This is a genomic window from Thalassospira sp. MIT121401 (assembly GCF_047125595.1).
GTDB classification, from domain to species: Bacteria; Pseudomonadota; Alphaproteobacteria; order Rhodospirillales; family Thalassospiraceae; genus Thalassospira; species Thalassospira povalilytica.
Map to the genome: position 1 here is coordinate 2,252,854 of NZ_CP138926.1, position 24,046 is coordinate 2,276,899.

At 54.9% G+C, this 24,046-nt stretch carries 19 protein-coding genes; 11 read left to right on the plus strand and 8 right to left on the minus strand.

What is annotated here, in order from left to right:
- The first annotated feature begins 8 nt into the window (after positions 1 to 8).
- The 3 genes from ftsH to SIB88_RS10350 all read left to right on the plus strand — a co-directional run bounded on the left by ftsH (position 9) and on the right by SIB88_RS10350 (position 4,137).
- Positions 9 to 1,952: an ATP-dependent zinc metalloprotease FtsH gene (gene ftsH / locus SIB88_RS10340; RefSeq protein WP_412558002.1), complete on the plus strand. Its 1,944-nt coding sequence runs from the start codon at positions 9 to 11 to the stop codon at positions 1,950 to 1,952.
- A 12-nt stretch (positions 1,953 to 1,964) separates the two neighbouring features.
- On the plus strand, positions 1,965 to 3,080 hold the full coding sequence (gene folP / locus SIB88_RS10345) for a dihydropteroate synthase (protein ID WP_288349925.1): 1,116 nt from the start codon (positions 1,965 to 1,967) through the stop codon (positions 3,078 to 3,080).
- 331 nt (positions 3,081 to 3,411) lie between these two features.
- Complete coding sequence (locus SIB88_RS10350; protein WP_228195907.1) at positions 3,412 to 4,137, plus strand: response regulator transcription factor; 726 nt, start codon at positions 3,412 to 3,414, stop codon at positions 4,135 to 4,137.
- A gap of 137 nt (positions 4,138 to 4,274) precedes the next feature.
- Here the strand turns inward: SIB88_RS10350 and SIB88_RS10355 are convergent, their stop codons facing one another.
- Together SIB88_RS10355 and SIB88_RS10360 are read right to left on the minus strand one after the other, a co-directional pair.
- Complete coding sequence (locus tag SIB88_RS10355; RefSeq protein WP_412558003.1) at positions 4,275 to 6,305, minus strand: 7TM-DISM domain-containing protein; 2,031 nt, start codon at positions 6,303 to 6,305, stop codon at positions 4,275 to 4,277.
- Between the two features lies 1 nt (position 6,306).
- Positions 6,307 to 8,346, minus strand: a complete 2,040-nt coding sequence (locus SIB88_RS10360; RefSeq protein WP_412558004.1) for an ATP-binding protein — start codon at positions 8,344 to 8,346, stop codon at positions 6,307 to 6,309.
- Positions 8,347 to 8,591: 245 nt separating this feature from the next.
- On the opposite strand from SIB88_RS10360, the gene glmM reads away from it, so the two are divergent.
- The 4 genes from glmM (at position 8,592) to SIB88_RS10380 (ending at position 11,772) form a co-directional block, all read left to right on the plus strand.
- The gene (glmM, locus tag SIB88_RS10365; RefSeq protein WP_068518104.1) at positions 8,592 to 9,941 is read left to right on the plus strand and encodes a phosphoglucosamine mutase; all 1,350 of its coding nucleotides are present in this window, start codon (positions 8,592 to 8,594) and stop codon (positions 9,939 to 9,941) included.
- A gap of 66 nt (positions 9,942 to 10,007) precedes the next feature.
- Entirely contained in the window at positions 10,008 to 10,805 is a 798-nt protein-coding gene (gene thiD / locus SIB88_RS10370) for a bifunctional hydroxymethylpyrimidine kinase/phosphomethylpyrimidine kinase (RefSeq protein WP_412558005.1), read from the plus strand.
- 49 nt (positions 10,806 to 10,854) lie between these two features.
- The gene (locus SIB88_RS10375) at positions 10,855 to 11,403 is read left to right on the plus strand and encodes a DinB family protein (protein ID WP_412558006.1); all 549 of its coding nucleotides are present in this window, start codon (positions 10,855 to 10,857) and stop codon (positions 11,401 to 11,403) included.
- A 9-nt stretch (positions 11,404 to 11,412) separates the two neighbouring features.
- Entirely contained in the window at positions 11,413 to 11,772 is a 360-nt protein-coding gene (locus SIB88_RS10380) for a hypothetical protein (protein ID WP_412558007.1), read from the plus strand.
- A gap of 48 nt (positions 11,773 to 11,820) precedes the next feature.
- On the opposite strand, the gene SIB88_RS10385 is transcribed toward SIB88_RS10380, so the two are convergent.
- Positions 11,821 to 12,696, minus strand: a complete 876-nt coding sequence (locus SIB88_RS10385) for an AEC family transporter (RefSeq protein ID WP_068518100.1) — start codon at positions 12,694 to 12,696, stop codon at positions 11,821 to 11,823.
- 250 nt (positions 12,697 to 12,946) lie between these two features.
- Here SIB88_RS10385 and SIB88_RS10390 point away from each other — a divergent pair, with 250 nt between their 5' ends.
- On the plus strand, positions 12,947 to 13,588 hold the full coding sequence (locus SIB88_RS10390; RefSeq protein ID WP_412558008.1) for a D-glycero-alpha-D-manno-heptose-1,7-bisphosphate 7-phosphatase: 642 nt from the start codon (positions 12,947 to 12,949) through the stop codon (positions 13,586 to 13,588).
- A gap of 60 nt (positions 13,589 to 13,648) precedes the next feature.
- Here SIB88_RS10390 and SIB88_RS10395 read toward each other — a convergent pair whose 3' ends face one another.
- The gene (locus SIB88_RS10395; RefSeq protein WP_412558009.1) at positions 13,649 to 15,718 is read right to left on the minus strand and encodes a tetratricopeptide repeat protein; all 2,070 of its coding nucleotides are present in this window, start codon (positions 15,716 to 15,718) and stop codon (positions 13,649 to 13,651) included.
- A gap of 531 nt (positions 15,719 to 16,249) precedes the next feature.
- Between SIB88_RS10395 and ilvD the strand changes: the two genes are divergently transcribed.
- Positions 16,250 to 18,103 (plus strand): dihydroxy-acid dehydratase, encoded by a 1,854-nt coding sequence (ilvD, locus tag SIB88_RS10400; RefSeq protein ID WP_068518097.1) that lies wholly within the window; start codon positions 16,250 to 16,252, stop codon positions 18,101 to 18,103.
- A gap of 70 nt (positions 18,104 to 18,173) precedes the next feature.
- Here ilvD and ald read toward each other — a convergent pair whose 3' ends face one another.
- Positions 18,174 to 19,289, minus strand: a complete 1,116-nt coding sequence (gene ald / locus SIB88_RS10405) for an alanine dehydrogenase (RefSeq protein WP_412558010.1) — start codon at positions 19,287 to 19,289, stop codon at positions 18,174 to 18,176.
- A 204-nt stretch (positions 19,290 to 19,493) separates the two neighbouring features.
- On the opposite strand from ald, the gene SIB88_RS10410 reads away from it, so the two are divergent.
- The gene (locus tag SIB88_RS10410) at positions 19,494 to 19,952 is read left to right on the plus strand and encodes an Lrp/AsnC family transcriptional regulator (protein ID WP_068518095.1); all 459 of its coding nucleotides are present in this window, start codon (positions 19,494 to 19,496) and stop codon (positions 19,950 to 19,952) included.
- Positions 19,953 to 20,209: 257 nt separating this feature from the next.
- Positions 20,210 to 20,920 (plus strand): TetR family transcriptional regulator, encoded by a 711-nt coding sequence (locus SIB88_RS10415; protein WP_068518094.1) that lies wholly within the window; start codon positions 20,210 to 20,212, stop codon positions 20,918 to 20,920.
- A gap of 118 nt (positions 20,921 to 21,038) precedes the next feature.
- Here SIB88_RS10415 and SIB88_RS10420 read toward each other — a convergent pair whose 3' ends face one another.
- Genes SIB88_RS10420 through SIB88_RS10430 form a run of 3 tightly spaced genes read right to left on the minus strand, consistent with a single transcriptional unit; the run spans position 21,039 to position 23,967 of the window.
- Complete coding sequence (locus SIB88_RS10420) at positions 21,039 to 21,878, minus strand: ABC transporter permease subunit (RefSeq protein ID WP_101245943.1); 840 nt, start codon at positions 21,876 to 21,878, stop codon at positions 21,039 to 21,041.
- Positions 21,875 to 22,804: an ABC transporter permease subunit gene (locus SIB88_RS10425; protein ID WP_068518092.1), complete on the minus strand. Its 930-nt coding sequence runs from the start codon at positions 22,802 to 22,804 to the stop codon at positions 21,875 to 21,877. The genes SIB88_RS10420 and SIB88_RS10425 overlap by 4 nt, the downstream gene beginning before the upstream one ends.
- Positions 22,801 to 23,967, minus strand: a complete 1,167-nt coding sequence (locus tag SIB88_RS10430) for an ABC transporter ATP-binding protein (protein WP_101245944.1) — start codon at positions 23,965 to 23,967, stop codon at positions 22,801 to 22,803. Before SIB88_RS10430 ends, SIB88_RS10425 begins: the two co-directional genes overlap by 4 nt.
- Positions 23,968 to 24,046 lie beyond the last annotated feature (79 nt).

The window sequence follows — 24,046 nt, forward strand, 5'->3', positions numbered from 1 at the left end:
AGCTTGGAATGAATATGGGAAAAAATCTCGCACTGTGGGTTATCATTGCCATCCTTTTGGTGGCCTTGTTTAACCTGTTTCAGTCGCCCTCCGGACGGTCCGGCCAGTCGTCGCTGGCATTTTCGGACTTCCTTGCCGAAGTTGATACCGGCCAGATTTCGGAAGTCACCATCCAGGGCAATAATCTGACAGCAGAAACGCGCGACGGTCGCTCTGTTAATGTTTACACCCCCGATTATCCGAACCTTGTCGAGAAACTGAACGACAAGGGTGTTCGCATCATCGCACAGCCGGAAGAAAGCCTTTCGCCGCTGATGAGCGCACTGATCAGCTGGTTCCCGATGCTGCTGATCATCGGTGTCTGGATCTTCTTCATGCGCCAGATGCAGGGCGGCGGCGGCAAGGCCATGGGCTTTGGCAAGTCAAAGGCCAAGATGCTGACCGAAAAGTCCGGTCGCGTGACCTTTGAAGACGTTGCGGGCATCGAAGAAGCCAAGGGCGAACTTGAAGAAGTCGTCGACTTCCTGCGTGATCCCCAGAAATTCCAGCGTCTTGGCGGTAAAATCCCCAAAGGCATGCTGCTGGTTGGTCCTCCGGGTACTGGTAAAACGCTTCTGGCACGTGCAATTGCCGGCGAAGCAAACGTTCCGTTCTTCACCATTTCGGGTTCGGACTTTGTGGAAATGTTTGTTGGTGTCGGTGCATCGCGTGTCCGTGACATGTTCGAACAGGGCAAGAAAAACGCACCTTGCATCATCTTCATCGATGAAATCGACGCGGTTGGTCGCCATCGTGGCGCCGGTCTTGGCGGCGGTAACGATGAACGCGAACAGACCCTGAACCAGCTTCTGGTCGAGATGGATGGTTTCGAAGCCAACGAAGGCGTGATCCTGGTTGCTGCAACCAACCGTCCGGACGTTCTGGACCCGGCATTGCTGCGTCCGGGTCGTTTTGATCGTCAGATCGTTGTCCCGAACCCTGATCTTGAAGGCCGCGAACATATTCTTGGTGTTCATGCCCGCAAGGTTCCGCTGGGTCCGGATGTCGATCTGCGCACGGTTGCACGTGGGACGCCGGGCTTCTCGGGTGCTGATCTGGCCAACCTTGTCAACGAAGCGGCCCTTCTTGCGGCCCGTCTTGGCAAGCGCGTCGTCACCATGGCCGATTTCGAAAATGCCAAGGACAAAGTCATGATGGGGGCGGAACGCCGTTCGATGATCATGACCGATGACGAGAAAAAGCTGACCGCCTATCACGAAGGTGGCCACGCACTGGTTGCCCTTCATACCCCGGCATCCGATCCGATCCACAAGGCAACCATCATCCCGCGCGGTCGTGCACTGGGGATGGTCATGCGCCTGCCGGAACGTGATCAGGTTTCCAAATCCTATGAACAGCTGATCTCCGATCTGGCTGTTGCCATGGGTGGCCGTGTTGCCGAAGAAATCATCTTTGGCAAGGACAAGGTCACCACGGGCGCATCTTCGGACATCAATATGGTGACCCAGTATGCCCGCAAGATGGTGACCGAATGGGGCTTCTCGGACAAACTGGGTAACGTCAAATACGTTGATAACCAGGAAGAAGTGTTCCTTGGTCACAGCGTCGCACAGCATAAAAACGTGTCCGAGAAAACGGCACAGCTGATCGATGACGAAGTCCGTCGTTATTCCGACGAGGCCTATGAATTCGCCAAGCGTGTTCTGACCGAACATCTTGATGACCTGCATGTTCTGGCCAAAGGTCTTCTGGAATATGAAACCCTGTCGGGTGATGAAATCAATGCGCTGCTGCGCGGCGAGGAAATCAACCGTCCGGGCCATTCGACCGGCGGCGGCAAGGATGCGGGTGGTGGACGTCGTTCCACCGTGCCGAGCACCGGTGGTGCCCGCAAAGACACCCCTGGCGAAGGTGGCGGGGATCTGTCCCCGGAACCGCAACCGGGAAGCTAACGAAAGAGACTGATGGACGAGATCAAAAGATCGGTCCTGCGAAGCCCCGCCGATGTGCGGGGCTTTGCTGATTTTGATGGACCGCTTTACTACGCACCTACGGGTTTCATTGACCACGCCGATGACCCCAACACGCTTCCGCTGGCCGGATCGCGCCGTGGCTTTTCTGCGCTTGAGATCATCCGCCGCCGCGATGGTGGCGGGGCCGAAAGCATGATCCTGCCGCTGCTCGCCCTTGAAGGCTGGGTTCAGAACAGCGGACGTGTCGATGAAATCAACAATGTTCTGGATCGCCTGATGGCCAAACGTCCGGAATATGCCGGGCTTGATATGGCGACCTGCCATGTCATGGGCATCATCAATGTGACGCCTGACAGCTTTTCGGACGGTGGGGATTACAACACCACGTCCGATGCGGTTGCACGCGGTCGTGCCATGGCAAAGGCCGGGGCATCGATCCTTGATATCGGCGGCGAATCAACCCGCCCCGGTGCAGCCGATGTGTCCGAAGACGAGGAAATTAACCGTGTGGTTCCGGTCATTCGGGAACTCGCAGCCGACGGTCATGTGATTTCGATCGATACCCGTCATGCCTCGGTGATGGAGGCCGCACTCGACGCCGGGGCCGCGATCATCAATGACGTTACCGGGCTTGAAGGCGACGAACGGTCAATGGAAGTCGCCGCTGCATCGGGCAAACCCGTCATGCTGATGCATATGCAGGGCGAACCGGGCACCATGCAGGCCGATCCGCAATATGATTGCGCGGTTCTTGATGTCTATGACTATCTGCTGGATCGTATCGAAAGCTGCGAACGGGCAGGGATCGCACGTGACCGTATCTGTGTTGATCCGGGCATCGGTTTTGGCAAAACGCTGTCGCACAATCTTGAACTGCTGTCGCGTCTGGCGATCTTCCATGGTTTGGGCTGTCCGATCCTGTTGGGGACGTCGCGCAAATCCTTCATCGGCAAGATTGACCCTGATGCAGATCCCAAGCAGCGCCTTGGCGGTTCTATTGCATCGGCGGTCAATGGCTGGCGCCACGGGGTTCAGATGATCCGCGTCCATGATGTTCAGGAAACGGTGCAGGCACTTTCAGTGTCCAGCTCTACCTCTATGGTATAGCCGGTAAGACCTTTACACTCACTGGCTGTATAGCTTGTGATTTTTAACGTTTCGATTAAAAGGCAAGATCATTCAAAAGGTTGGGGACTTCTTACCCAACCTGATGTGGTCTTGCCTTTTTCTGTTTGGATTCTGGCATTTTCTGACCTTTGACGGTTGGGGCTTGCAGAATAGGGCACATCGTCACATACCAGATATTGAATGAATACAAGTGGCACAAAGCCACAACTCTTGGTTGGCACAAAAAAGCAAACGCGAAGGTCTTTGTATGAACGGAATTGGCGGCCTGACGCAGCCTGATTTCAGCAGCGTCACATCCGGCCGGGATGCTATGACACAGTGTGTATTTGTCGTTGAAGACAACACAGACCTGAACAAGGATCTGTGCGAGTATCTGGAAATGTGCGGGTTTGACGTCGTGGGATGTGAAACCGGCGCAGCCTTCTATCGTGCATTGGAAACCAAGCAACCCGACGCGGTCATTCTTGATATCATGCTGCCGGATGCGGACGGCTATGAACTGGCAAAACATGTCCGCAAGACGATTGATTGCGGGATCATGATGCTGACATCGCTTTCGGGCATGGATAATCATCTGACCGGTTACAAATCCGGCGCGGATGTTTACCTGACCAAAGACAGCCCGCTTTCCGTGATCGAAGCCGCCCTTAAACCGTTGATGCGCCGGACAACCCGCAGCGATGTCGACTCCGGCCCCGAACAGGCCGGACTTGAAGGCGGTTGGGTTCTCGACATGCTGAACTGGACTTTGCGCAATCCCAACGGGGATGAAGCAACCCTGACCGCGACCGAACGCACGATCATCAAATTGCTGATCGAAGCAAACGGTGCCTGGTTGACCCGCCCGGAAATCGTCATTGAACTTGGCAAGGCCGATACGGCGGAAAATTGCCGTAACCTTGATACCGCCATCCGTCGTGTCCGTCAGAAAATCCTCAAGGAAATCGGCGAAGAACTGCCGGTCAGAACGGCCTATGGCCGGGGGTATGCCTTTACCTCGACCGCAATTGTTCAGGGTGCGGCTGACGCGTCCTGACTTTTCGGGCATATCGCCCCGTTCTGGCGTCCGATAACTTGCGCTGGATAGCTTGCGCCCGATGCCGGCATTTTGCTGTGCCGGACCTCTGGGCGTTGTTGGCGGCAGTGATGGCGGGGGGGGGTAAATGGCCCGTCTTACGGTTCGCCCGCGCCGGTTTCTTCACAGGGCAGCAATAGACAAAGCTCGATCCCCAAACGTCCCTGATCTCGCAATTTGATCGACCCGCCATGGGCATCGACGATGCGTTGGGAAATATGCAGGCCAAGGGCACTGCGCATGGATTTGGCTTCCATGTTCTGACGAAACAGCGCATCGCCGATCAATCTGATTTCATCATCATTCAGTTCCGGTCCGCTGCACGGAATGGCGATTTCAACCATCGCGCTGCTATGACGCACCACCTGGATGTGCAGTGGGCGACCATGGGCAAACCGGCGCGATGTTTCGATCAGATTGGTAATCGCAAGCCCGATCAGGGTTTCATCAATAAAGGCCTCGAACCCGTCGGTATCGTGGCAGGTCACAAAGATTTCCGCCCCTTCGCGGGTGGTGTTGGCAACGAAATCTTCCATGAACCGGTTAATTGCGACCAGTTCACGCGCCAGCGACAATTCCTGATTATCAATGCCATCCTTGCTCAGGAAAATATCAACCAGGCGGGCAAGTTTGCGGGCCTGTAACTGGATCCGTTCAAGGCGATCCATCACGTCACGCGTCCCGCCCTTAAGGCGCAGCATCAACATTTCGGCCGACCGCTGAATGACGGCAAGCGGGGTGCGGAATTCATGGGACAGCATGGAAATCAGTTTGCGCTGTTCTTCGACAAGCGTCGTGGTTTCCGATGCCTGCCGCGAAACCGACAGGCGTTCGCTGTTCATATGAAACAGCCGCACCGCCATCAAAATGCCCATGCCGACAAGATGCAGCACAAGGGTATATTGATGCAGCCCGATACGCAGCGGTGTTGCATCAATCCAGCCGCTATGAACAAGCTGAAGCGTGATCCCCGCTGCGGTCGGAATGGCTAGAACAACCAGATAGCCCCAGTTGATCCAGGAATGGATATCCTCGATCAACCGTTTGACCAGAAACAGGCACATCATCGCCATGAACAGCGCATGACTGGGAACGACATAGGTCCCGAACCACGTGTAATAGCGCCCGCCACCAGTCAGGGTAAAGGCCAGGACAAACAGGGCATAACAACATGACAGCTTGAAAATCAGTGGATGGCGTTTTCGAATGTCGGTGATGTAAAGCCATAAAAACGCAATTGCCGCATGCGACAATATGTTGGTTTCACTCAACAGGAAATCATTGAGCCACGGTATTTCCGGGCTGATTTCGCTTAAGACGAGCCCGTTGACAATCGCAACCACGGCCCCGACCGTGACAATCCAGCAGCCATAAAGCGACACCACATAGTCGCGCGCAATCAGACCGAACGTGAAATAGGCAATGCCAAGTGTCACCACCAGCCCGAAAAACACATTGGTCGTCAAATTCCGATAGGTCAGGGACGTGATCAGGGCGTTGCTGGGCCAAAGCTTCAACTGCATCATATTGGTGCTGTTGCTTTGCACCCGGATATACATCTCATACTGGCCAGATATCAGCGGCGGCAGGGCCGCAATATGGGTGCCGCCCTTGTACGGGCGGGCACTTGCCGGAATATTGTCACCAAGATTTACCGTCCAGACAGGCTGATCGTCGCCCTTGGCGAACAAAAACACATCAATGAAATCCAGGTAGGTCGGCGCAAATTCAAAAAGCGCCTGATTGCTAACCGGCGCATCGATGGAAAGCGCCATCCGGTACCAGATGATATCCTGCGTATAGCCAAATGACGGGATATGTTCGGATGGCTCGAAACTCTGATCGGGCAGGGCAAGGATCTCGCGCAATGAACGATGGCGCGATTTGTCTACATAGGACCGGATAAACGGTGTCAGGTCGATTGCTGTTTCAAGACGCCCCGAAAGAACCACCGCACCATTTGGGGATGCGGACCCGGTTTGTGCAAATGCGGATCCGGAACCGCCGATAAATCCGCCTCCGATCCCGAAGGGCAGGGCGCAAACAATCGCAAATATCACCGCACCAACCATCATCGCGATCTTGTGCAAACGGTCCGACAGGTGACCTGGCATCATTGTTTTGCGCATGTTACCGGTCCTCCCCGCGGGATTTGGGGCGAAATTTGCCGGGAACGCCAAGATATATTTCGTTGGTGCGCGCAATCGTTGCTTCGTGGTTATAGGGAATTTTTAGCAAAATGGTCGTGCCGCCGCGTTCACCGACACTGACCGATAATGTGCCCTCATGGGCTTCGACAATCTGGTTGGTGATATGAAGTCCCAGACCAACCCCCTGGGTGACTGAAGATTCCCGGCCACGATAAAACGCATTAAGTACATTGCTGAGATCTTCCGGGGGAATGCCCGGTCCTTCATCCAGAACCCGGATATAGACAAACCCGTTTGCCGCCCGGTTACACGCAATCCATACCGGTGACCCCGGTGCATATTTTCGGGCATTTTCAATCAGATTGACGATCGCCCGTTCCAGAAGAATGCGATCAACCTCGACAATTGCGAATTCCGAATTGATCAGATTGACGTTCTGTTCGGGGACTTCCCGGGTGCGCCGCGCGATCAGTTCGCTCAGGAAAAGGTCAATGGCGACCGGTTGGCGCGATGTCGTAAAGGTCGCGCTATCAAGTGTTTCCTTTGTCAGGAACGCATCGACCAGTCCCGATAACTGTCCGGCATTGCTGCGGATGGTGGCCAGCCGGGTATGGACCGCTTCCTGTTCGTCACGAAGATGCAGGCCAAGAATTTCCGCCGACCGCTGAATGATGGCAAGCGGGGTGCGGAATTCATGCGACAGCATCGTGATAAAGGTGCGCTGTTCCCCGGCAAGCTGATTGGCGCGCTGGCTGTTCTGAAATGCGTCCAGGCGCCGGTTGGCAAGCGCATAGGTGCGATACCCCATGGCAAGGGCCACCATGACAAGGTGCACCGTCGAACTTGCCGAATAGATATTGCCGGTAAAGGCATTGATCGGCACAAGCCCCATCAACATCAACAGATGCACAATCACCGCAAGCGTCGGCACGCCAAGCGCCACCAGAAGGAAACTCAACCGCGCCAGCCGCTTCTCGCGATAGCCGATCATCACAAAATAGACCAGCAACACAATCAGCAAAAAGATGTCGGGAACGAAGAACAGTTTGGCAAAATAGATATAAAGATCGGACGTCGATGTCAGGAAACCGCACATCGCCACACCGGCAAAACACATCATCACCCGGTACAGAACCCGGTTATGACGGTCAAGCTCGACAATCGATGCCCACATCGCAAGACTGGTTCCAAGCGCAAGTGCCGTCCCCGTTCCGGTAACGAAATCACTGGCAAGCGGCCAAAGATCTTTGAAAATCAGCTGCGCATAACCCGACGTGCCAAGATTGATCAAAAACAGCGAAAGAATATAGCCCGCATACCAGTTGATCGCGCGGTCACGGGTCAGAACCCCAAAGGTCAGATAAACCCCGAACGCCACCAGCAAAATGCCGAGATAACTGCCCTTGAGATAACTTTCAGAACCGGCATCGGCGATGACAACGGATTCTGGTGATAGCGTCACTTCGAAAACATGCGAACTGTTGGTTCTGACCGCCATCACCAGCCAGTAATGGCCCGGGCCCAATATGGGCCATTGCGCCATATGCTTTAACCCGGCAATCGCATCGGGCCCATTGGGGATGCGATCGCCAACGCGTCCCTCCCAGATGGTGCGACCGCTTTCTTCCGACAGCACATACATCTGGATGTCATTCAGATAGGTCGCGCCAACTTCAAGATAGGATAACGCCTTGCTGTCGCTGTCATCAGCCTCGACAAGGAATGATGCGCGATACCAGATTGTCCTGTCGGTATAGCCGGGACCCGGTGTGCCAAACACCTTTTCGAATTCGGAATCGGGAAGATTGACGACATCGGATGGGATGATGATCGACCGGTCGGTGATCATCCGTTCAAGAAACCGGTTCAGATTGACGGTGTTTTTCGGGCCATTGCCATCGAGAACAAAATGCTGGCGCAGTTCATGGGCATGGGATGGCGCTGTCCGGGAAACAAGCACACCGCAACCGATTGCCACGATCATCGCAAGCAATGCCAGATTTGTGCGGAAAGCCCCCAAAATTCCCCCGGTTTCAAGCCTTTAAAACATGTCGCTTTGTGATAGCCGGTTTTTGCCATCAGGTCATTGCTTTTATCGGCCGACAAAGTACCAGGCGCGTTAACGGATTGGTGGGTGAGTTGGGCTAAAATGCGCGCTTGCCGAACACATTGAACAGTAGCATTGAAACGTCACTTTGATATAACCGGCAATCAGAATTCATAGGACGGGCATGACCGCCCGTTGAAGAAACAGAGAAAAGAAGCATGAGCCGCAAATATTTTGGTACCGATGGAATTCGTGGAACGGCCAATACGGCCCCGATGACTGCCGAAGTGGCACTTAAGGTCGGGATGGCAGCAGGCCATTATTTCACGCGCGGCAACCATCGCCACAAGGTCGTCATTGGCAAGGATACCCGCCTGTCGGGCTATATGCTCGAACCTGCACTTGTGGCCGGTTTTACGTCGATGGGGATGGATGTGATGCTGGTCGGGCCGATGCCGACGCCTGCGGTTGCCATGCTGACCAAATCCATGCGTGCCGATATCGGCGTCATGATCTCTGCTTCGCACAACCCGTTCCAGGATAACGGTATCAAGCTGTTCGGGCCGGATGGTTTCAAGCTGTCCGACGAGGTCGAACTCGAACTCGAACAATTGATGGAAAGCGACCTTTCAAGCAAACTGGTGCCGGCCAATGCCCTTGGTCGTGCCAAGCGTATTGATGATGCGCCGGGCCGCTATATCGAGGCGGTCAAATCTTCCTTGCCCGGTTCGGTGACGCTCGAAGGTCTGCGTATCGTCCTTGATTGCGCCCATGGTGCGGGCTATTCCGTCGCCCCCAAGGTTCTGCGTGAACTCGGCGCTGATGTGATTGAAATCGGCACCAGCCCGAATGGCCTGAACATCAATGACAAATGCGGTTCGACCTATACCAAAACCATGTGCGACCGCGTTCTGGCAGAAAAGGCCGATGTCGGGATTGCACTGGATGGTGATGCCGACCGTGTTCAGATGTGCGACGAAAAAGGCCAGCTGATTGACGGGGACCAGTTGATGGGCCTTGTCACCACCCATTGGAAACGCACCGGACAGTTGCGCGGCAATGCGCTGGTGGCGACCGTGATGTCGAACCTTGGTCTTGAACGCTATCTCGAACGCAATGATGTGCGTTTGATCCGCACCAAGGTCGGCGACCGCTATGTGGTTGAACAGATGCGTGCGCTTGATTGCAATGTCGGCGGCGAACAGTCCGGCCATATCGTGCTGTCTGATTTTGCATCGACCGGTGATGGCCTGCTTGCCGCCCTTCAGGTGCTTGCGGTTCTTGCCAGCCGCGAAGGCCGCGTTTCGGAAATGAGTCGCGTGTTCGAACCGCTGCCGCAGATCCTTAAAAATGTGCGCTATTCGGCCGGTTCCGATCCGCTGTCTGACAGCAGTGTAATCGAAGCCATTTCCTCGGCCGAAAAGGCCTTCAATGGCGATGGCCGTGTTCTGATCCGCAAATCGGGGACCGAACCGCTGATCCGTGTCATGGCCGAAGGCGACGACGCCGCCAAGGTCGAAAAAATCGTCGACGGGATTGTGGCCCAGATCACCGCTGTTGCCGGCTAAGCCGTGACCGGTTGCCGGTTGGGCGTTAAACAGAACATCGTTTTGCACGGATAAAGGAAGTCGATCATGAAAGGTCGCGTCTTGATTATTGCCGGGTCCGATTGCTCGGGCGGGGCTGGTATTCAGGCTGATATCAAGTCGGTCACAGCACTTGGCGGCTATGCTGCGACGGCCATTACCGCGCTTACGGTGCAAAATACGACCGGAGTCTTCGACGTTCTGGGCATCGCACCGGAAATGATCGTCCATCAGGCAACGGTAACGATTGATGATATCGGTGCCGATGCAATCAAGACCGGGATGCTGCACTCTGCCCCGGTGATCAATGCGGTGGCGGAATTCATCAAGGCAAAAGCAGAAGGGATTCCTGTGGTTGTAGATCCGGTGATGGTTTCACAAAGCGGTTCAAAACTGCTCGAAGATGACGCGGTTTCGGCATTGATCGAACAAATGATCCCGCTTGCAACGGTTCTGACACCAAATATTCCCGAAGCCGAAGTACTGTCAGGCATGAAAATCGCCGACGAAGGTGATATGATTGCTGCGGCGCACAAAATTGGCGATCTGGGCGCGCAGGCTGTCCTGATCAAAGGTGGTCACGCCGAAGGGGATAAAATCGTCGATATCTTGTGGCGCCGGGACGGTGATGTCGAAGGCTTCGAAGGTTCTCGCATTCCGTCTGAAAATAATCATGGTACGGGCTGCTCGCTTGCAAGTTCGATTGCAACCGGGCTGGCACAGGGCATGGGATTGAGTGATTCTGTTGCTCGCGCACGGGCTTATGTCCGTGAAGCCATCCGAACCGCACCAAATTACGGCAAAGGAAACGGTCCGCTAAACCATGCGCACCCTGTGACCGGATAGACATTTCTGTCAAACGTCGCCGGGTGCCAAAAATTGGGACACTTGCGGTATGCCGGGAACTTCGTTTTTTCATCAGGCGCGAAACAATGCCTGGTCCAATCATCGTCTGTTTGGTGTGTGTCAAAAGCTCACACCGCGTGAACTCAACGCCAAACGGACACGTTTCACCCCTTCGATCCTCGAAGCCCTGAACCAGACCCTGACGGTCGACAGCTATTATCTTGATGCCTTGCTGGATGGCGGGCACGGGCAGGGGACCCTGTATTCGGGCCGTATGACACCCTTTTCCGACATCGCCGGTCTGGCGGCGGCCCAGCGCGATGCCGACCATAAACTGATGGCATTTTGTGATCAGCTCGGGGAAAAGGATGCGATGCGTGATGTTGAAATTGAACGTCGCAACAATGTGGTCACACATGAAACTGTTGCCGACATCCTGTCGCATCTGTTTGTCTATCAAACCCATCAGCGCGGGCAGGTTCACATCCTGCTTGCAACCACCACACAGTCGCCACCACCGATGGATGATTACCATCTTGAATATGATGCCCCGTTTCCGGCAATCGATTTCACGTTGCTGGGTGGCAAAGGGGCCTGAAGGAAGAAGATGAATAAACGAATGCTACGTCGTGCGGTTCTTGCACTGGCGATTGCCGGTCTTGCTGTCGCAAGTTTTGCCAATCCCGAACGCCATATCGCCGACCTGTTCTGGTCTGATGATGCCGCGCCTTGGGAAAATGTCACCGCAGTCTATACCCCCGATCGGTCCGAACCGCGCAAAATCCAGATTACCGAGGCCGTCTTTGCCGATGTTGCCGCCTGCCGGGATCACGTGATGGAACTGGCCGCCGAAAAAGGCGACCCTGATCTTCAGAAAGGAAGCTTTGAATGCGCGGTCGGATTTTACCCCGATAAAAGTGCAGCGGACGGCACTGTTTCGGGGGACTATCGCCTGATCATCCGCTAGTGCAAGTTCCGTTTGGATTGAAACGGAACCTGCTCAAGGGCGCGGGCCTTACAGCACGTACCAAAGAAGGGCCGGCAGTGCGATGGCGGCAAGGAAGCTTGAACTGATGACCACGCCCGCGACTTCTTCGGGTTCGCGGTTGTAAAGCTGCGCAAACAGATAACAGAAAACAGCAACCGGCATCGAGCATTGCAAAATCACCACACCGCGCTCGATCCCGGTCAAACCCATGACTTCCGAAAGACCAACCCCAACCCCGAAACCCATGCCAAGGCGCAACAGGCTAAGCGCTGTACTGCGTGCAAGGCTGACCGGGCGCAGCTTGGCAAGCGATACGCCAAGGGTAAACAGCATCAATGGAATGGTCAGTTGCCCGATCAGGTTGGTGGTATTGTAAAGCCAGGCCGGGACGTCGGTATCGGTGGCAAGAAAGATGGTGGCGATCAGGGTTGCCGGAATGATCGGCATCTTTGCCAGCGATTTCAGTGAAAAGCTGCCGGAAACAAAGGCGACCCCGATGGTCAGCTGAAGCACCACATAGGTGGCAAAAAACGCCACCGAAAGCGCCAGTCCCTCCTTGCCATAGGCCAGCATGCAAAGCGGCAAGCCGACATTGCCGACATTCGGCCAGGTCAGCGACTGCAAATAGGTGCGCGGCGACAGCTTGAAAACCTTCAGGATCGGCCATCCGATCAGGGCGAAAAGAATATTGGCCGCAAGTGCTGCTGTCCCCATCAGGATCAGTGTATCCCCACCCAGTTCGACCGTTGCAAGGGCGGCAAATGTCAAACACGGTGTCGCAAAATAGGTGACGATGGATGTCACAAGATTGGTGTCAAAATGCTTGCCTGCACGGGCCCAGAAATAGCCAAGTCCAGCGGTGATAAAGACGGGCGCCAGAATGGCTAGGATATCGGCAAACATTGGATACGTATTCCTGATCAGGTTCTTTTAACCAGAACCTGTCATGGCAGACGGCCTTCCTGCAAGTGAATAATGGTAATACCACTTTGTTTTTCGCGCTGCGGAATGCGGGGTGGCTTTTCCCGGCGATCTTGCCATATTGGCTTGGGGCTGAACCTGATTGACTGTTTAAAATGGGCTCAGGCCCCAAGCTTGCAGTATTGTTACTTGCGGTATTGTTGCCCCAGATTGATTGCGTAAAAGGTTCCTGATGCAAAACCCTTCCGATGATCCTGTCAAACGTCACCTGATTGATCCGGCCCCGCGGTTTCGCGACCGCCGCAATCTGTTGCCGGCGGTTTTTCTGGATCGGGACGGCGTGATCAATGAAGAAGTTCATTACCTGTCACGCATCGAAGATTTGCGCCTGATTGATGGTGTCGCTGACGCCATTCGCAAACTGAACGATGCCGGCATTCCGGTGATCGTTGTGACCAACCAGTCCGGTGTTGCACGCGGCTATATTACCGAAGACCAGCTTCTTGATATTCACAAGGTGATGGTTGCGATGCTTGCCCAACAACATGCATCCCTTCAGGGGATTTTCTATTCCCCCTATCACGAAAAGGGCGAAGGCGATTACCGTCGCGAAACGACCTGTCGCAAACCCGAACCGGGCATGTTGCTGGCCGCGGCCGATGAATTCGCGATTTCACTGCCTGACAGCGTGCTGGTGGGCGATCGCATCAATGATATCCGCGCCGGTCATGCCGCGGGGGCGCGTGCCATCATGGTGCGAACCGGGCACGGGGCCAAGGAAACCAGACAACCGGAATCATCAGAAGCCGACTTCATCGCCGATGATCTGGCGGCTGCTGTTGATGAAATTCTGCGCTCAATGATCGTCCGTTAGGCCGCGTGCGCCGTCTGAGTATCGGCAGGCGCGCGCATGGTATGTTGCCGATCCGGCCTGTTATTTGGCCAGACACCAGTTTTGCCACATCTCGCGACAGGCTTCCTCGAACTCGCGGGCGACTGCCGGGCCGTGGAATGCCTTGCTGTTGCGGATGCGCTCGCGCATGTTTTCCCGGATGCTGGCCAGCGCCTTAAGGTCGGAACTCAGCATGATGCATTTATCGACATAGCCCTTTTCGGTTTGGGCACATAATGCTTCAAGCCCGATATCACCCAGCAATGCCAGTCCCATACGGGATCCCGGCAATTCGCTTGCAAGCGATACAAATGGCACCCCGAACCACAACATGTCAAAATAATTCTCGATCGAAATCGCCGGGAACGGCGCCAGTCCGATATCGATCTGGGCAAACAGGGCAGGGCGGTCTTCTTTTGCGACCGCCCCGGCAAGATCAAGCCGGTCGCGCTTGATCCCGGCCTGACGGGTACGGTCAAGAAACGTCTTGGCGGCATAACTGTCTTCAAGAACATCATCCTGGATGACAATGCGGCTGTTTTTGACCTTGTTCAGGATACGCGCAAAGCAATTGAGTGTTTCATCACTGATATTGGCAACCCGGTCGATGCAGCCAAACCGGATAATATCATCGCCCACCGCGGCAGGAAGCGGACTGACAGGAAGCGCATCATCATATTCATCAGGAAGATACGGCCCAAGTTCAAGCTTCTGCGGACGTTCGGAGAACAGCTTGTTGGCGGCAAGCTTGCCACTGAACATTTCCTTATGCCCGATCAGATAATCGATCTGGGCGATACCTGTCGTGATCGGCGACAGGCTGGCTTGAACCGGGGCGGCATAAAGCGCGAAAACCTCGATCGGTTGGGTCGGGTGAATGCCGCAAACATCAATCAGGATATCGACCTTGTCCTTGCGGATGCGGTCGGCAATTTGCATCGGGTCCTGTCCGAACACCTCGCGCCAGCCATCTGCCATGACCTGCCATGATCGGGTGACATCATCGGGGCGCGGTGTTGCGCAATACAGGAACAGTTCGATCTCGTGGCGGTTCAGATGACGTGCGAGGGGCCGCAAAAGCCCGTGGGTCGCGTGATCGCAAAAGAACGGCGACAGCCACCCGATGCGCAACCGCTTGTCGGCTTGTCTGATATTGGCAAAGCTGGGCTTGGCCGCAATCGGCATATGATGCTTTGCCCAGTTCTTGGCTGCCTTGGCGTGGTCTGTGCCGTCTGCTGATCCAAGCTTGGCCTTTGTTCGGACCAAAAGCGCATCTGCGGTCGCATGGTCCGGGTCCTTTGCCAGGATCCCTTCAAGAAGGGCGATGGTCTCAGTCAGGTCACCGCATTTCAGGGTAATATCGGCCAGAACCAGATCGATATCCGAGGTCCGGGTGGCAAGCTGGCGCGCCGTTTTCAAAAGGGCGATTGCCTTGGTATATTGGCCCTGATGGGCAAGTGCCTGTCCAAGTCCGCGCAAACCGGGAACAAATTTGGCATTGATGCTCAGGGCGCGCTGATAAAGTTCCTGTGCCGGCTTCGGATAGCCCAGCCGCAAATAGGCCCCGCCAACCCGGCAAATCAGGTCCGGTGAAATTCCGGCGGCCTGCGCGGCATGTTCAAGGGATGTCAGAGCGGCTTCTTCCTGGCCGAGCGCATGCAATGCATCCCCGAACAGAAGCAATCCTTCATAATGGTCGGGTTTCAGGCCCAGCAACCGCCCCAGAAGGTCGACCGCCTGGCCAAGATGGCCGCGCGGTATCTCAAGGCGCGCCAGATGATAAAGGGCGGTGGGGAAATCCCCGTGATAGCTGATGGCCTGCTTGAACTGATCGATGGCCTTTTCGATCTGTCCCGAACTTTCAAGCGCGATGGCATAATTGCACCGGGCGGCCGGATTGGCGCCAAAGCTCGACAAACAGCTTTCAAACAGGTCAATCGCTTCGCCATGGCGGCCCTGTCCGGTCAGAAGGGTCGCCAGAAGATGCTCTGCCTCTGCATTGTTGGGCGCGATATCAAGAACCTGGCGATAGATCTTCTCGGCCTCGTCTGGCCGGTTCCCCTCATGCGCGCTAAGTCCGCGTCGCAACAATGTCTTGAGTTGGTCCGACATCTGGGTGCGCTTCTCCGCCTGATCTTCTCATTCCGAATGGATGACTGACCCCCGACATTAAAGGGTTACGGGACACCTTTAAAGTAGACAGTTCTGACACGCCATCAGTCGTTTGCCCAAAAGGCAAAAAAAGAACCCCGAACCGCTACAGGTCCGGGGTGAGAATGGGAGTGGGAGAATCGCCTGGCGGCGATAATCATCCACTAAGATATGGATTGTTCAGGTAAAGATCGCCTATCCAAGGGGATAGTATTCTTGGTATTTGGGATAGGTACTTCATAATGATGTAATGTAAATTGTGAACTGGGTCACAAAATTGGCCCTGATGGACGGTCAAGGCGCTTCGCGCCGGGGCGGGGCATTCCCGATCGGACGTTTCGGCGGGTCTTTGCATTGTCCGATGTATCAATCGTACCAAATGTTCGGGTCTGGTGAAATTTTCAGGCAAAAAACTGTCAAAAAGCGCGAATACTGTGCTAGAACGCGAGTATATTAAAGAAACGTACCCCGCGAAAAAGAGAGGTTCCTTCCATGCCGGAATATCGGTCCCGTACAACAACCCATGGCCGCAACATGGCCGGTGCGCGCGGCCTTTGGCGCGCCACTGGTATGAAAGATGAAGACTTCGACAAGCCGATCATCGCGGTCGTCAACAGCTTCACCCAGTTCGTGCCCGGTCACGTCCATCTCAAGGATCTTGGCCAGATGGTCGCCCGCGAGATCGAGGCTGCCGGCGGTGTCGCCAAGGAATTCAACACCATTGCGGTCGATGATGGCATCGCGATGGGCCATGACGGCATGCTTTACAGCTTGCCGTCGCGCGAAATCATTGCCGATTCCGTTGAATATATGGTCAATGCCCATTGCGCCGATGCGATGGTGTGCATTTCCAACTGTGACAAGATCACGCCCGGGATGCTGATGGCTGCAATGCGCCTGAATATTCCGGCAGTCTTTGTTTCCGGTGGCCCGATGGAGGCCGGCAAGGTCGTCCTGAATGGCGAAGAACATCACCTTGATCTGGTTGATGCGATGGTTCAGGCCGCCGACCCGAAAATTTCCGATGAACAGGTCAAGACCGTTGAACGTTCTGCCTGCCCGACCTGCGGGTCATGCTCGGGCATGTTCACGGCCAACTCGATGAACTGCCTGGCCGAGGCCCTTGGCCTTGCATTGCCGGGTAACGGTTCGGTTCTGGCAACCCATGCCGCCCGTAAGGAGCTCTTCCTCGAAGCGGCCCGTACCTCGGTCAAGCTGGCACGTCGTTATTACGAAGAAGAAGACGTCACTGCGACCCCGCGCGGTATCGCCACGTTCGAGGCGTTTGAAAACGCCATGGCGCTTGATATCGCAATGGGCGGGTCGACCAACACGGTTCTCCATCTTCTGGCGATTGCCAAGGAAGCCGAAGTCAATTTTACCATGGCCGATATGGATCGCCTGTCGCGCAAGATCCCCTATCTGTCCAAGGTCGCGCCGAACCATCCGAAATTCCACATGGAAGACGTCCATCGTGCGGGTGGCATCATGCGCATTCTGGGTGAACTTGATCGTGCCGGCTTGCTGCATACCGACGTTTCAACCGTTCATACCAAAACCATGGCCGATGCCCTTGCAAAGTGGGACATCAAACGCACCACAAACGAGGCGGTCCATAAATTCTATCGCGCCATGCCCGGTGGCATCCCGACCCAGACCGCGTTCAGTCAGGAACGCTACTGGGATGACCTTGATCTTGATGAAAAGGAAGGCTGCGTTCGTGACGTTGCCCATGCCTATAGTCAGGATGGCGGTCTTGCGGTTCTGTTTGGCAACCTTGCGGTCAATGGCTGCATCGTCAAGACCGGTGGCGTGGATGAAAGCATCCTGAAATTCACCGGCCCGGCCGTGATTTGCGAAAGTCAGGACGAAGCCGTCGCCAAAGTTCTCGGTGGCGAGGTCAAGGAAGGCGATGTTGTCGTCATCCGTTACGAAGGCCCCAAAGGCGGTCCGGGCATGCAGGAAATGCTCTATCCGACCAGCTACCTGAAATCGATGGGGCTGGGCAAGGCCTGTGCGCTGATTACCGATGGACGTTTCTCGGGCGGGACCTCCGGTCTTTCGATTGGTCACGTCTCCCCCGAAGCTGCGGCTGGTGGGGATATCGCGCTGGTCGAACCGGGGGATATGATCGAAATCGACATCCCGAACCGCACGATCAAGATTGCTGTTGATGATGCAACCCTTGCCGCCCGCCGTCAGGCAATGGAAGCCAAGGGACCAGAAGCATGGCGCCCGGCCAAGCCGCGCAAACGCAAAGTCACAACCGCCCTTCGCGCCTATGCCGCCATGGCAACCAGTGCCGATCAGGGAGCTGTGCGCGACGTAACCCAGGTCGAATTCTGATTTTCGACCGGCATGAACCAAAACAAAAGGGCCCCAATTCGGGGCCCTTTTTTCATGTGATTGTGCGGGTTTAAGACAATGCCTTCTCAACTGGCAAATTGTCATATCCCAGCGCATCGGCGACCGCCTGATAGGTAATCTTGCCGTTATGAACATTAAGGCCCGCGGCCAGATGCGGATCATCCTTGCAGGCCTGTTTCCATCCCTTGTTGGCCAGTGCCAGGGCAAAGGGCAGGGTGGCGTTGTTCAGCGCAAAGGTTGATGTGCGTGCAACTGCACCGGGCATATTGGCAACGCAGTAATGCACCACGTCATCAACGATATAGGTCGGATCGGCATGGGTGGTGGCTTTGGATGTTTCAAAACATCCGCCCTGATCGATGGCAACATCAACAATCACCGAACCCGGCTTCATTCTGGCAAGCTGTTCGCGGCGGATCAGTTTCGGGGCTGCTGCACCGGGAATAAGAACCGCACCGACCACCATATCTGCATCAAAGACAAGCGCCTCTGTGTCGTCGATGGTGGCATATTGGGTTTTGATACGCGGACCAAATACATCATCGATATAGGTCAGGCGTTTGACGTTTTTATCAAGAATGGTGACATCCGCCCCCATGCCCGCGGCAATGCGTGCGGCATTGGTGCCAACAACACCGCCGCCAATCACCACAACCTTGGCCGGGGCAACGCCGGGCACACCGCCGAGCAGCATGCCTCGTCCGCCATTGGCCTTTTGCAGGGCGGCTGCCCCCACCTGCGGGGCCATGCGTCCTGCGACTTCCGACATCGGTGCCAAAAGCGGCAACCCGCCATTCCGATCAGTCACGGTTTCATAGGCAATCGCCGTGACACCCGACTTGATCAGGCCCGCGGTCTGATCCGGATCCGGGGCCAGATGCAAATAGGTGAACAGCAATTGTCCTTCGCGCAGCTGTTCATATTCGACTTTTTGCGGTTCCTTGACCTTGATGACCATTTCGGCGGTGGCAAAAATCTCGGCGGCGGTACCGACAATTTCCGCACCGGCGGCGACATAATCCTCGTCGCTGCAACCGATACCGGCGCCGGCCATGGTTTCGATCTTGACCGCATGGCCATGGGCGGTCAGTTCGCGGACTGAACTTGGCGTCAGTCCGACACGGTATTCGTGGTTTTTGATTTCCTTTGGAACACCAATCAGCATTTCGTTTTCTCCCGACGAAATAGGTGGCAATCGGGGTGTCTCACGGGATCGACCGGGGACGCCCGGGCGTTTTGCGCCCATTTTGTTATTGTTTGTGAATGATACCCTAAAAATAGGGCAATTAATCTTCATTTCTAGGGGGTGTTGGTGGTATCATTGCTAGATAATTTAAAAGAATGACCGAAATCTCGGAGGATTATTCAAATGCAGATGGATGAACGTGATCGCATGATCCTGCGTCTGTTGCAAAAAGACGGACGTATCAGCAATGCGGATCTAGCCGAAAAGGTAAACCTGTCCGCATCGGCCTGCCTGCGGCGCGTGCGCCTGCTTGAAGAAGCCGGTTTCATCGACCATTACACCATGCTTCTTAATCCGGCCCGCATTGGCAAACCGGGCAATGCGTTCGTCAATATTGCCATCACCCGCCAGACCCGCGAAGCCCTGGAAACCTTTGAAAAGGAAGTCCAGAAGGTGCCCGAAGTCGTCGAATGCTATCTTCTGGCCGGGCAAAGCGATTATCTGGTGCATGTCGTTTATAGCGACACTGCTGATTATGAACGCATCCACAGTGAAGTCCTGACCCAGCTTCCCGGTGTCGAACGTGTCCAGACGGTCATTACCCTTCGCGAAGTCAAACGCACAACCGAATTGCCGGTGTGATCGGTTGCGGTGCCGGGCGGGAATAACGACTCGCCCAAAAACTGTACAGATTCGCGGAAAATGTTCAGAATTGCCAAGGTCGGTTGATTTATATGACGGCAATTCATCTAGTGGAAGAAGCTTTGCACAAGCAAAATCCCTGCTATTTCAAGGCGTCATCAAAATTGTCAATTTATTCTGGTTCCACGGTTTGACTTTTAGGTGAATTACAATGCAATAATGTGCGCGGGGAAAAACGCTGGGGGAAGTTAACCAACATGGAACAAGAGAATCTTGTTCGTGCGCGTAGCCACGAACAGAAACTGAAGCGCCGTGCAGATATTCTGGATGCTGCACGCGAGCTGTATCTGGAAGGCGATGGAACGTTGCCATCGGCTGCCGAGGTCGCCCGCAAGGCCAATCTGGCAAAAGGGACCCTCTATCTTTATTTCTCAAGCAAAGAAGCACTCTTCCTTGAAGTGCTGCGCCATTTCCAGAAAGGCTGGTTTGAGAACAATCTTGATGTCATCGATCAGGAAGCACTGCGACGGCCCGAGGAACGGGATTCAACCCGTGTGGCGCGCGAATTTGTGCAGTATCTCGTGAAAAACGAAAAGTTTCTGTATCTGGCGTCCTTGTCACAAGGTGTGCTGGAATCGGGATCGGACGATGAAATGGTCGTCGGCCACCGCCGTTTTCTGGCATCAATGGTCAAACGTACCGCGGATGCCCTGGCCGAGCTTTACGAAATCACCCCGGACGATGCCAGCAAACTGATGCGCTCATCCTATGCGCTGGTGATTGGCCTTTGGCAGATGTCGCAATTGCCTGATCGCGTCAAAAAGCTGATGGAACAGAATGCGCTGACCAATCTGATCATTGATTTCGAAGAAGCTGCCGAAGAAGCCGTCGTGTCTTACTGGCAGGTGGCGGCACCCGGCATGAAATGCCGTGAAATGATGCGCCGTGCCGCATCCGGCGAGTGCTAGCACCGCGCACAGTGCGACACTGATCGGACAGATCAGATAAATCGGATCATAATGTAAAACAGCGCCGGAAGTGATTCCGGCGCTGTTTTTGTTTGTCGGTTTTTGCAGGACCTGATGATCAGGTGGCCTCGGCACCGCCATTGGCGGCCCGGTTGCGCAGGCGTTCTGATCGCAGGATCAGGATGCTGGCAATCACAATCAGGATCGATACCGCCAGGATAATCAGCGTCGCAAGCGCGTTGATTTCCGGCGATACACCCAGACGCACCGATGAAAATACCTTCATCGGAAGGGTGGTCGAACCCGGCCCAGCGACAAAGCTTGCAATCACAAGATCATCAAGCGACAGCGTAAAGGACAGAAGCCACCCGGCCATCAATGCCGGAAGGATCATTGGAAGGGTAATCACGAAAAAGATCTTGCCCGGTTTGGCGCCAAGATCCATCGCGGCTTCCTCAACCGAAATGTCCATGCCTGACAGGCGCGATTGCACGACCACCGCGACATAGGCCGCACAGAATGTCGTATGCGCGATTGTGATGGTCGAAAGCCCGCGTCCGGCCGGCCAGCCAATCAATTGTTCAAGGGTCACAAACAACAGCAAAAGCGACAGACCGGTAATGACTTCGGGCATGACAAGCGGGGCGGCGATCATGCCTGAAAACAGGGTTCGGCCCTTGAACCGGCCAAAGCGCGACATGACAAGCCCGGCCGGTGTGCCAAGTGCCAGCGCAAGCGTTGCCGACATCACCCCGATACGCAGGCTGTTCCAGGCGGCATCGATCATGCCGTCATTGTTAAACAGCGACACATACCATTTGGTCGAAAACCCGGCCCAGACGGTAACCAGCTTGCCTTCGTTAAACGAATAGACAATGACCAGCAGGATCGGCACATACAAAAACGCAAAGCCGAAAACCAAAGCCGAAATCAGGAAGGTTGAACGTTTACCACTCATTGTTCGCGTTCCTCCTGCTTGGTCTGGATGTGCTGGAACCACATGATTGGCACCACAAGGAAGATCAGCATCGCAATCGCCACCGCCGATGCAATCGGCCAGTCACGGTTGGCAAAGAATTCATTCCAAAGCGTGCGCCCGATCATAAGCGTATTCGGACCGCCCAGAAGTTCCGGGATAACGAATTCGCCAACAGCTGGAATAAACACCAGAAGCGACCCCGCCAGAATACCGGGCAGGGACAGCGGCAAGGTCACCTTCACAAAGGCCTGCCACGGTTTGCAGCCAAGATCCATCGCCGCTTCGATCAGGCTGATATCCATTTTCTCAAGCGTCGAATAAAGCGGCAGGATCATGAATGGCAGATAGGTATAAACAATGCCGACATAAACCGCGAACTCGGTCTGACGCATGATCAGCGGTTCGGTAATGATCCCGGTCCACATCAGGAATGCATTGATCAGACCTTCGCGGTCCAGAATGCCGATCCAGGCATAAACACGGATCAGAAAGCTGGTCCAGAATGGCAGGATCACCAGCATCAAAAGAACACTGCGCATCGATCCGCGGGCGCGCGCAATCCCGTAGGCCATCGGATAACCGATCAAAAGGGTAATGATCGTGGAAATGGCGGCAATCCGGATCGAATTAAGATAGGCCGTGGCATACAGGCTGTCAGATAACAGGAACAGATAGTTCCCGAAATTAAGCGTGATCGTGACGCCTTCATCAATCCATGCAAACAGGGCGCTATAAGGCGGCTGTGCATATTCCGCCATTGAAAAACTGATCTTCAAAACGATCAGAAACGGCACAAGGAAGAACAGGAAAAGCCAGAAATACGGGATGCCGATCACCAGTACCCGGCCATGCTTGATCATCCAGCGGTCAAATTTTTGCTTGATGGTTAGCTTGTCACTGCTCATTTGTTCAGAACCGACGCAGCCCCGGCCTCCCACGATACCCACACGCTGTCTTCCCACGTATAGCGCGGTTCGATCTGGCGGGTGGAATTGGGTTCGGTGACCTTGATGCGTTTGCCGGTTTCAAGGCGCACGTGATAGGTGGAAATACCCCCAAGATAACCGATCTCTTCGACCTTGCCCGACAGGCAGTTATATTTGGTGTCTTCCGGCGCATCCTTGGTCAGACGCAGGCGTTCCGGGCGCAGTGCCACCCAGAAAGTCATGCCTTCATGGCCCTGAACGGCGTGATCGATATAGATATCGCAATTGGCCTCGTCCGATTTGATGACCGCGTATTTTTCATCATCATCAACCAGAACGCCTTCGATCAGATTGACCTGGCCAAGGAAGTTCGCGGTATAGCGGCTGTTGGGATATTCATACAGCTCGAACGGGGTGCCGATCTGATTGATCACGCCTTCATTCATCACCGCAATGCGCGATGCCATGGTCATGGCTTCTTCCTGGTCATGGGTCACCATAACAAAGGTCGTGCCGACTTTTTCCTGAATATTGACCAGTTCAAACTGGGTCTGTTCGCGCAGCTTCTTGTCAAGCGCACCCAGCGGTTCATCAAGCAAAAGCACCTTCGGGCGCTTGACCAGTGACCGTGCAAGAGCAACACGCTGACGCTGACCGCCCGAAAGCTGATGGGGTTTGCGTTTGGCAAATTTGGTCATTTGCACAAGGGCAAGCATATCAGCAACCTGTTCCTTGATCTCGGCGCGCGAAACGCCGTCTTGAACAAGGCCGAACGCCACATTCTGTTCAACACTCATATGCGGAAACAGGGCATAGGACTGGAACATCATATTGGTCGGGCGTTCATAGGCCGGGACGCCGGCCATATCGACACCATCAATGAAAATCTTGCCCGATGTGGGTTCTTCAAATCCGGCAAGCATACGCAGAAGCGTCGTTTTCCCGCAGCCCGAACCGCCCAGAAGGGCGAAAAGCTCGTGGCGATAAATATCAAGGGAAACGTCATCGACAGCGTAAAAGTCGCCGAATTTTTTGGTCACATTCTCGAAGCGGATATAGGGAACCGCATCTGGATTGTTCCAAGGTTGCGTCTTATGCACGTCCTCATGCGCGCGATCCAAAACCGCCTCAGGCACCAGCATTCTCCCCTTTTTCAGTGTCATGATGAACCGATTTGACCAGACGACAGTCCCTGATGATCTGCTGCGCAAGTTTTTGATT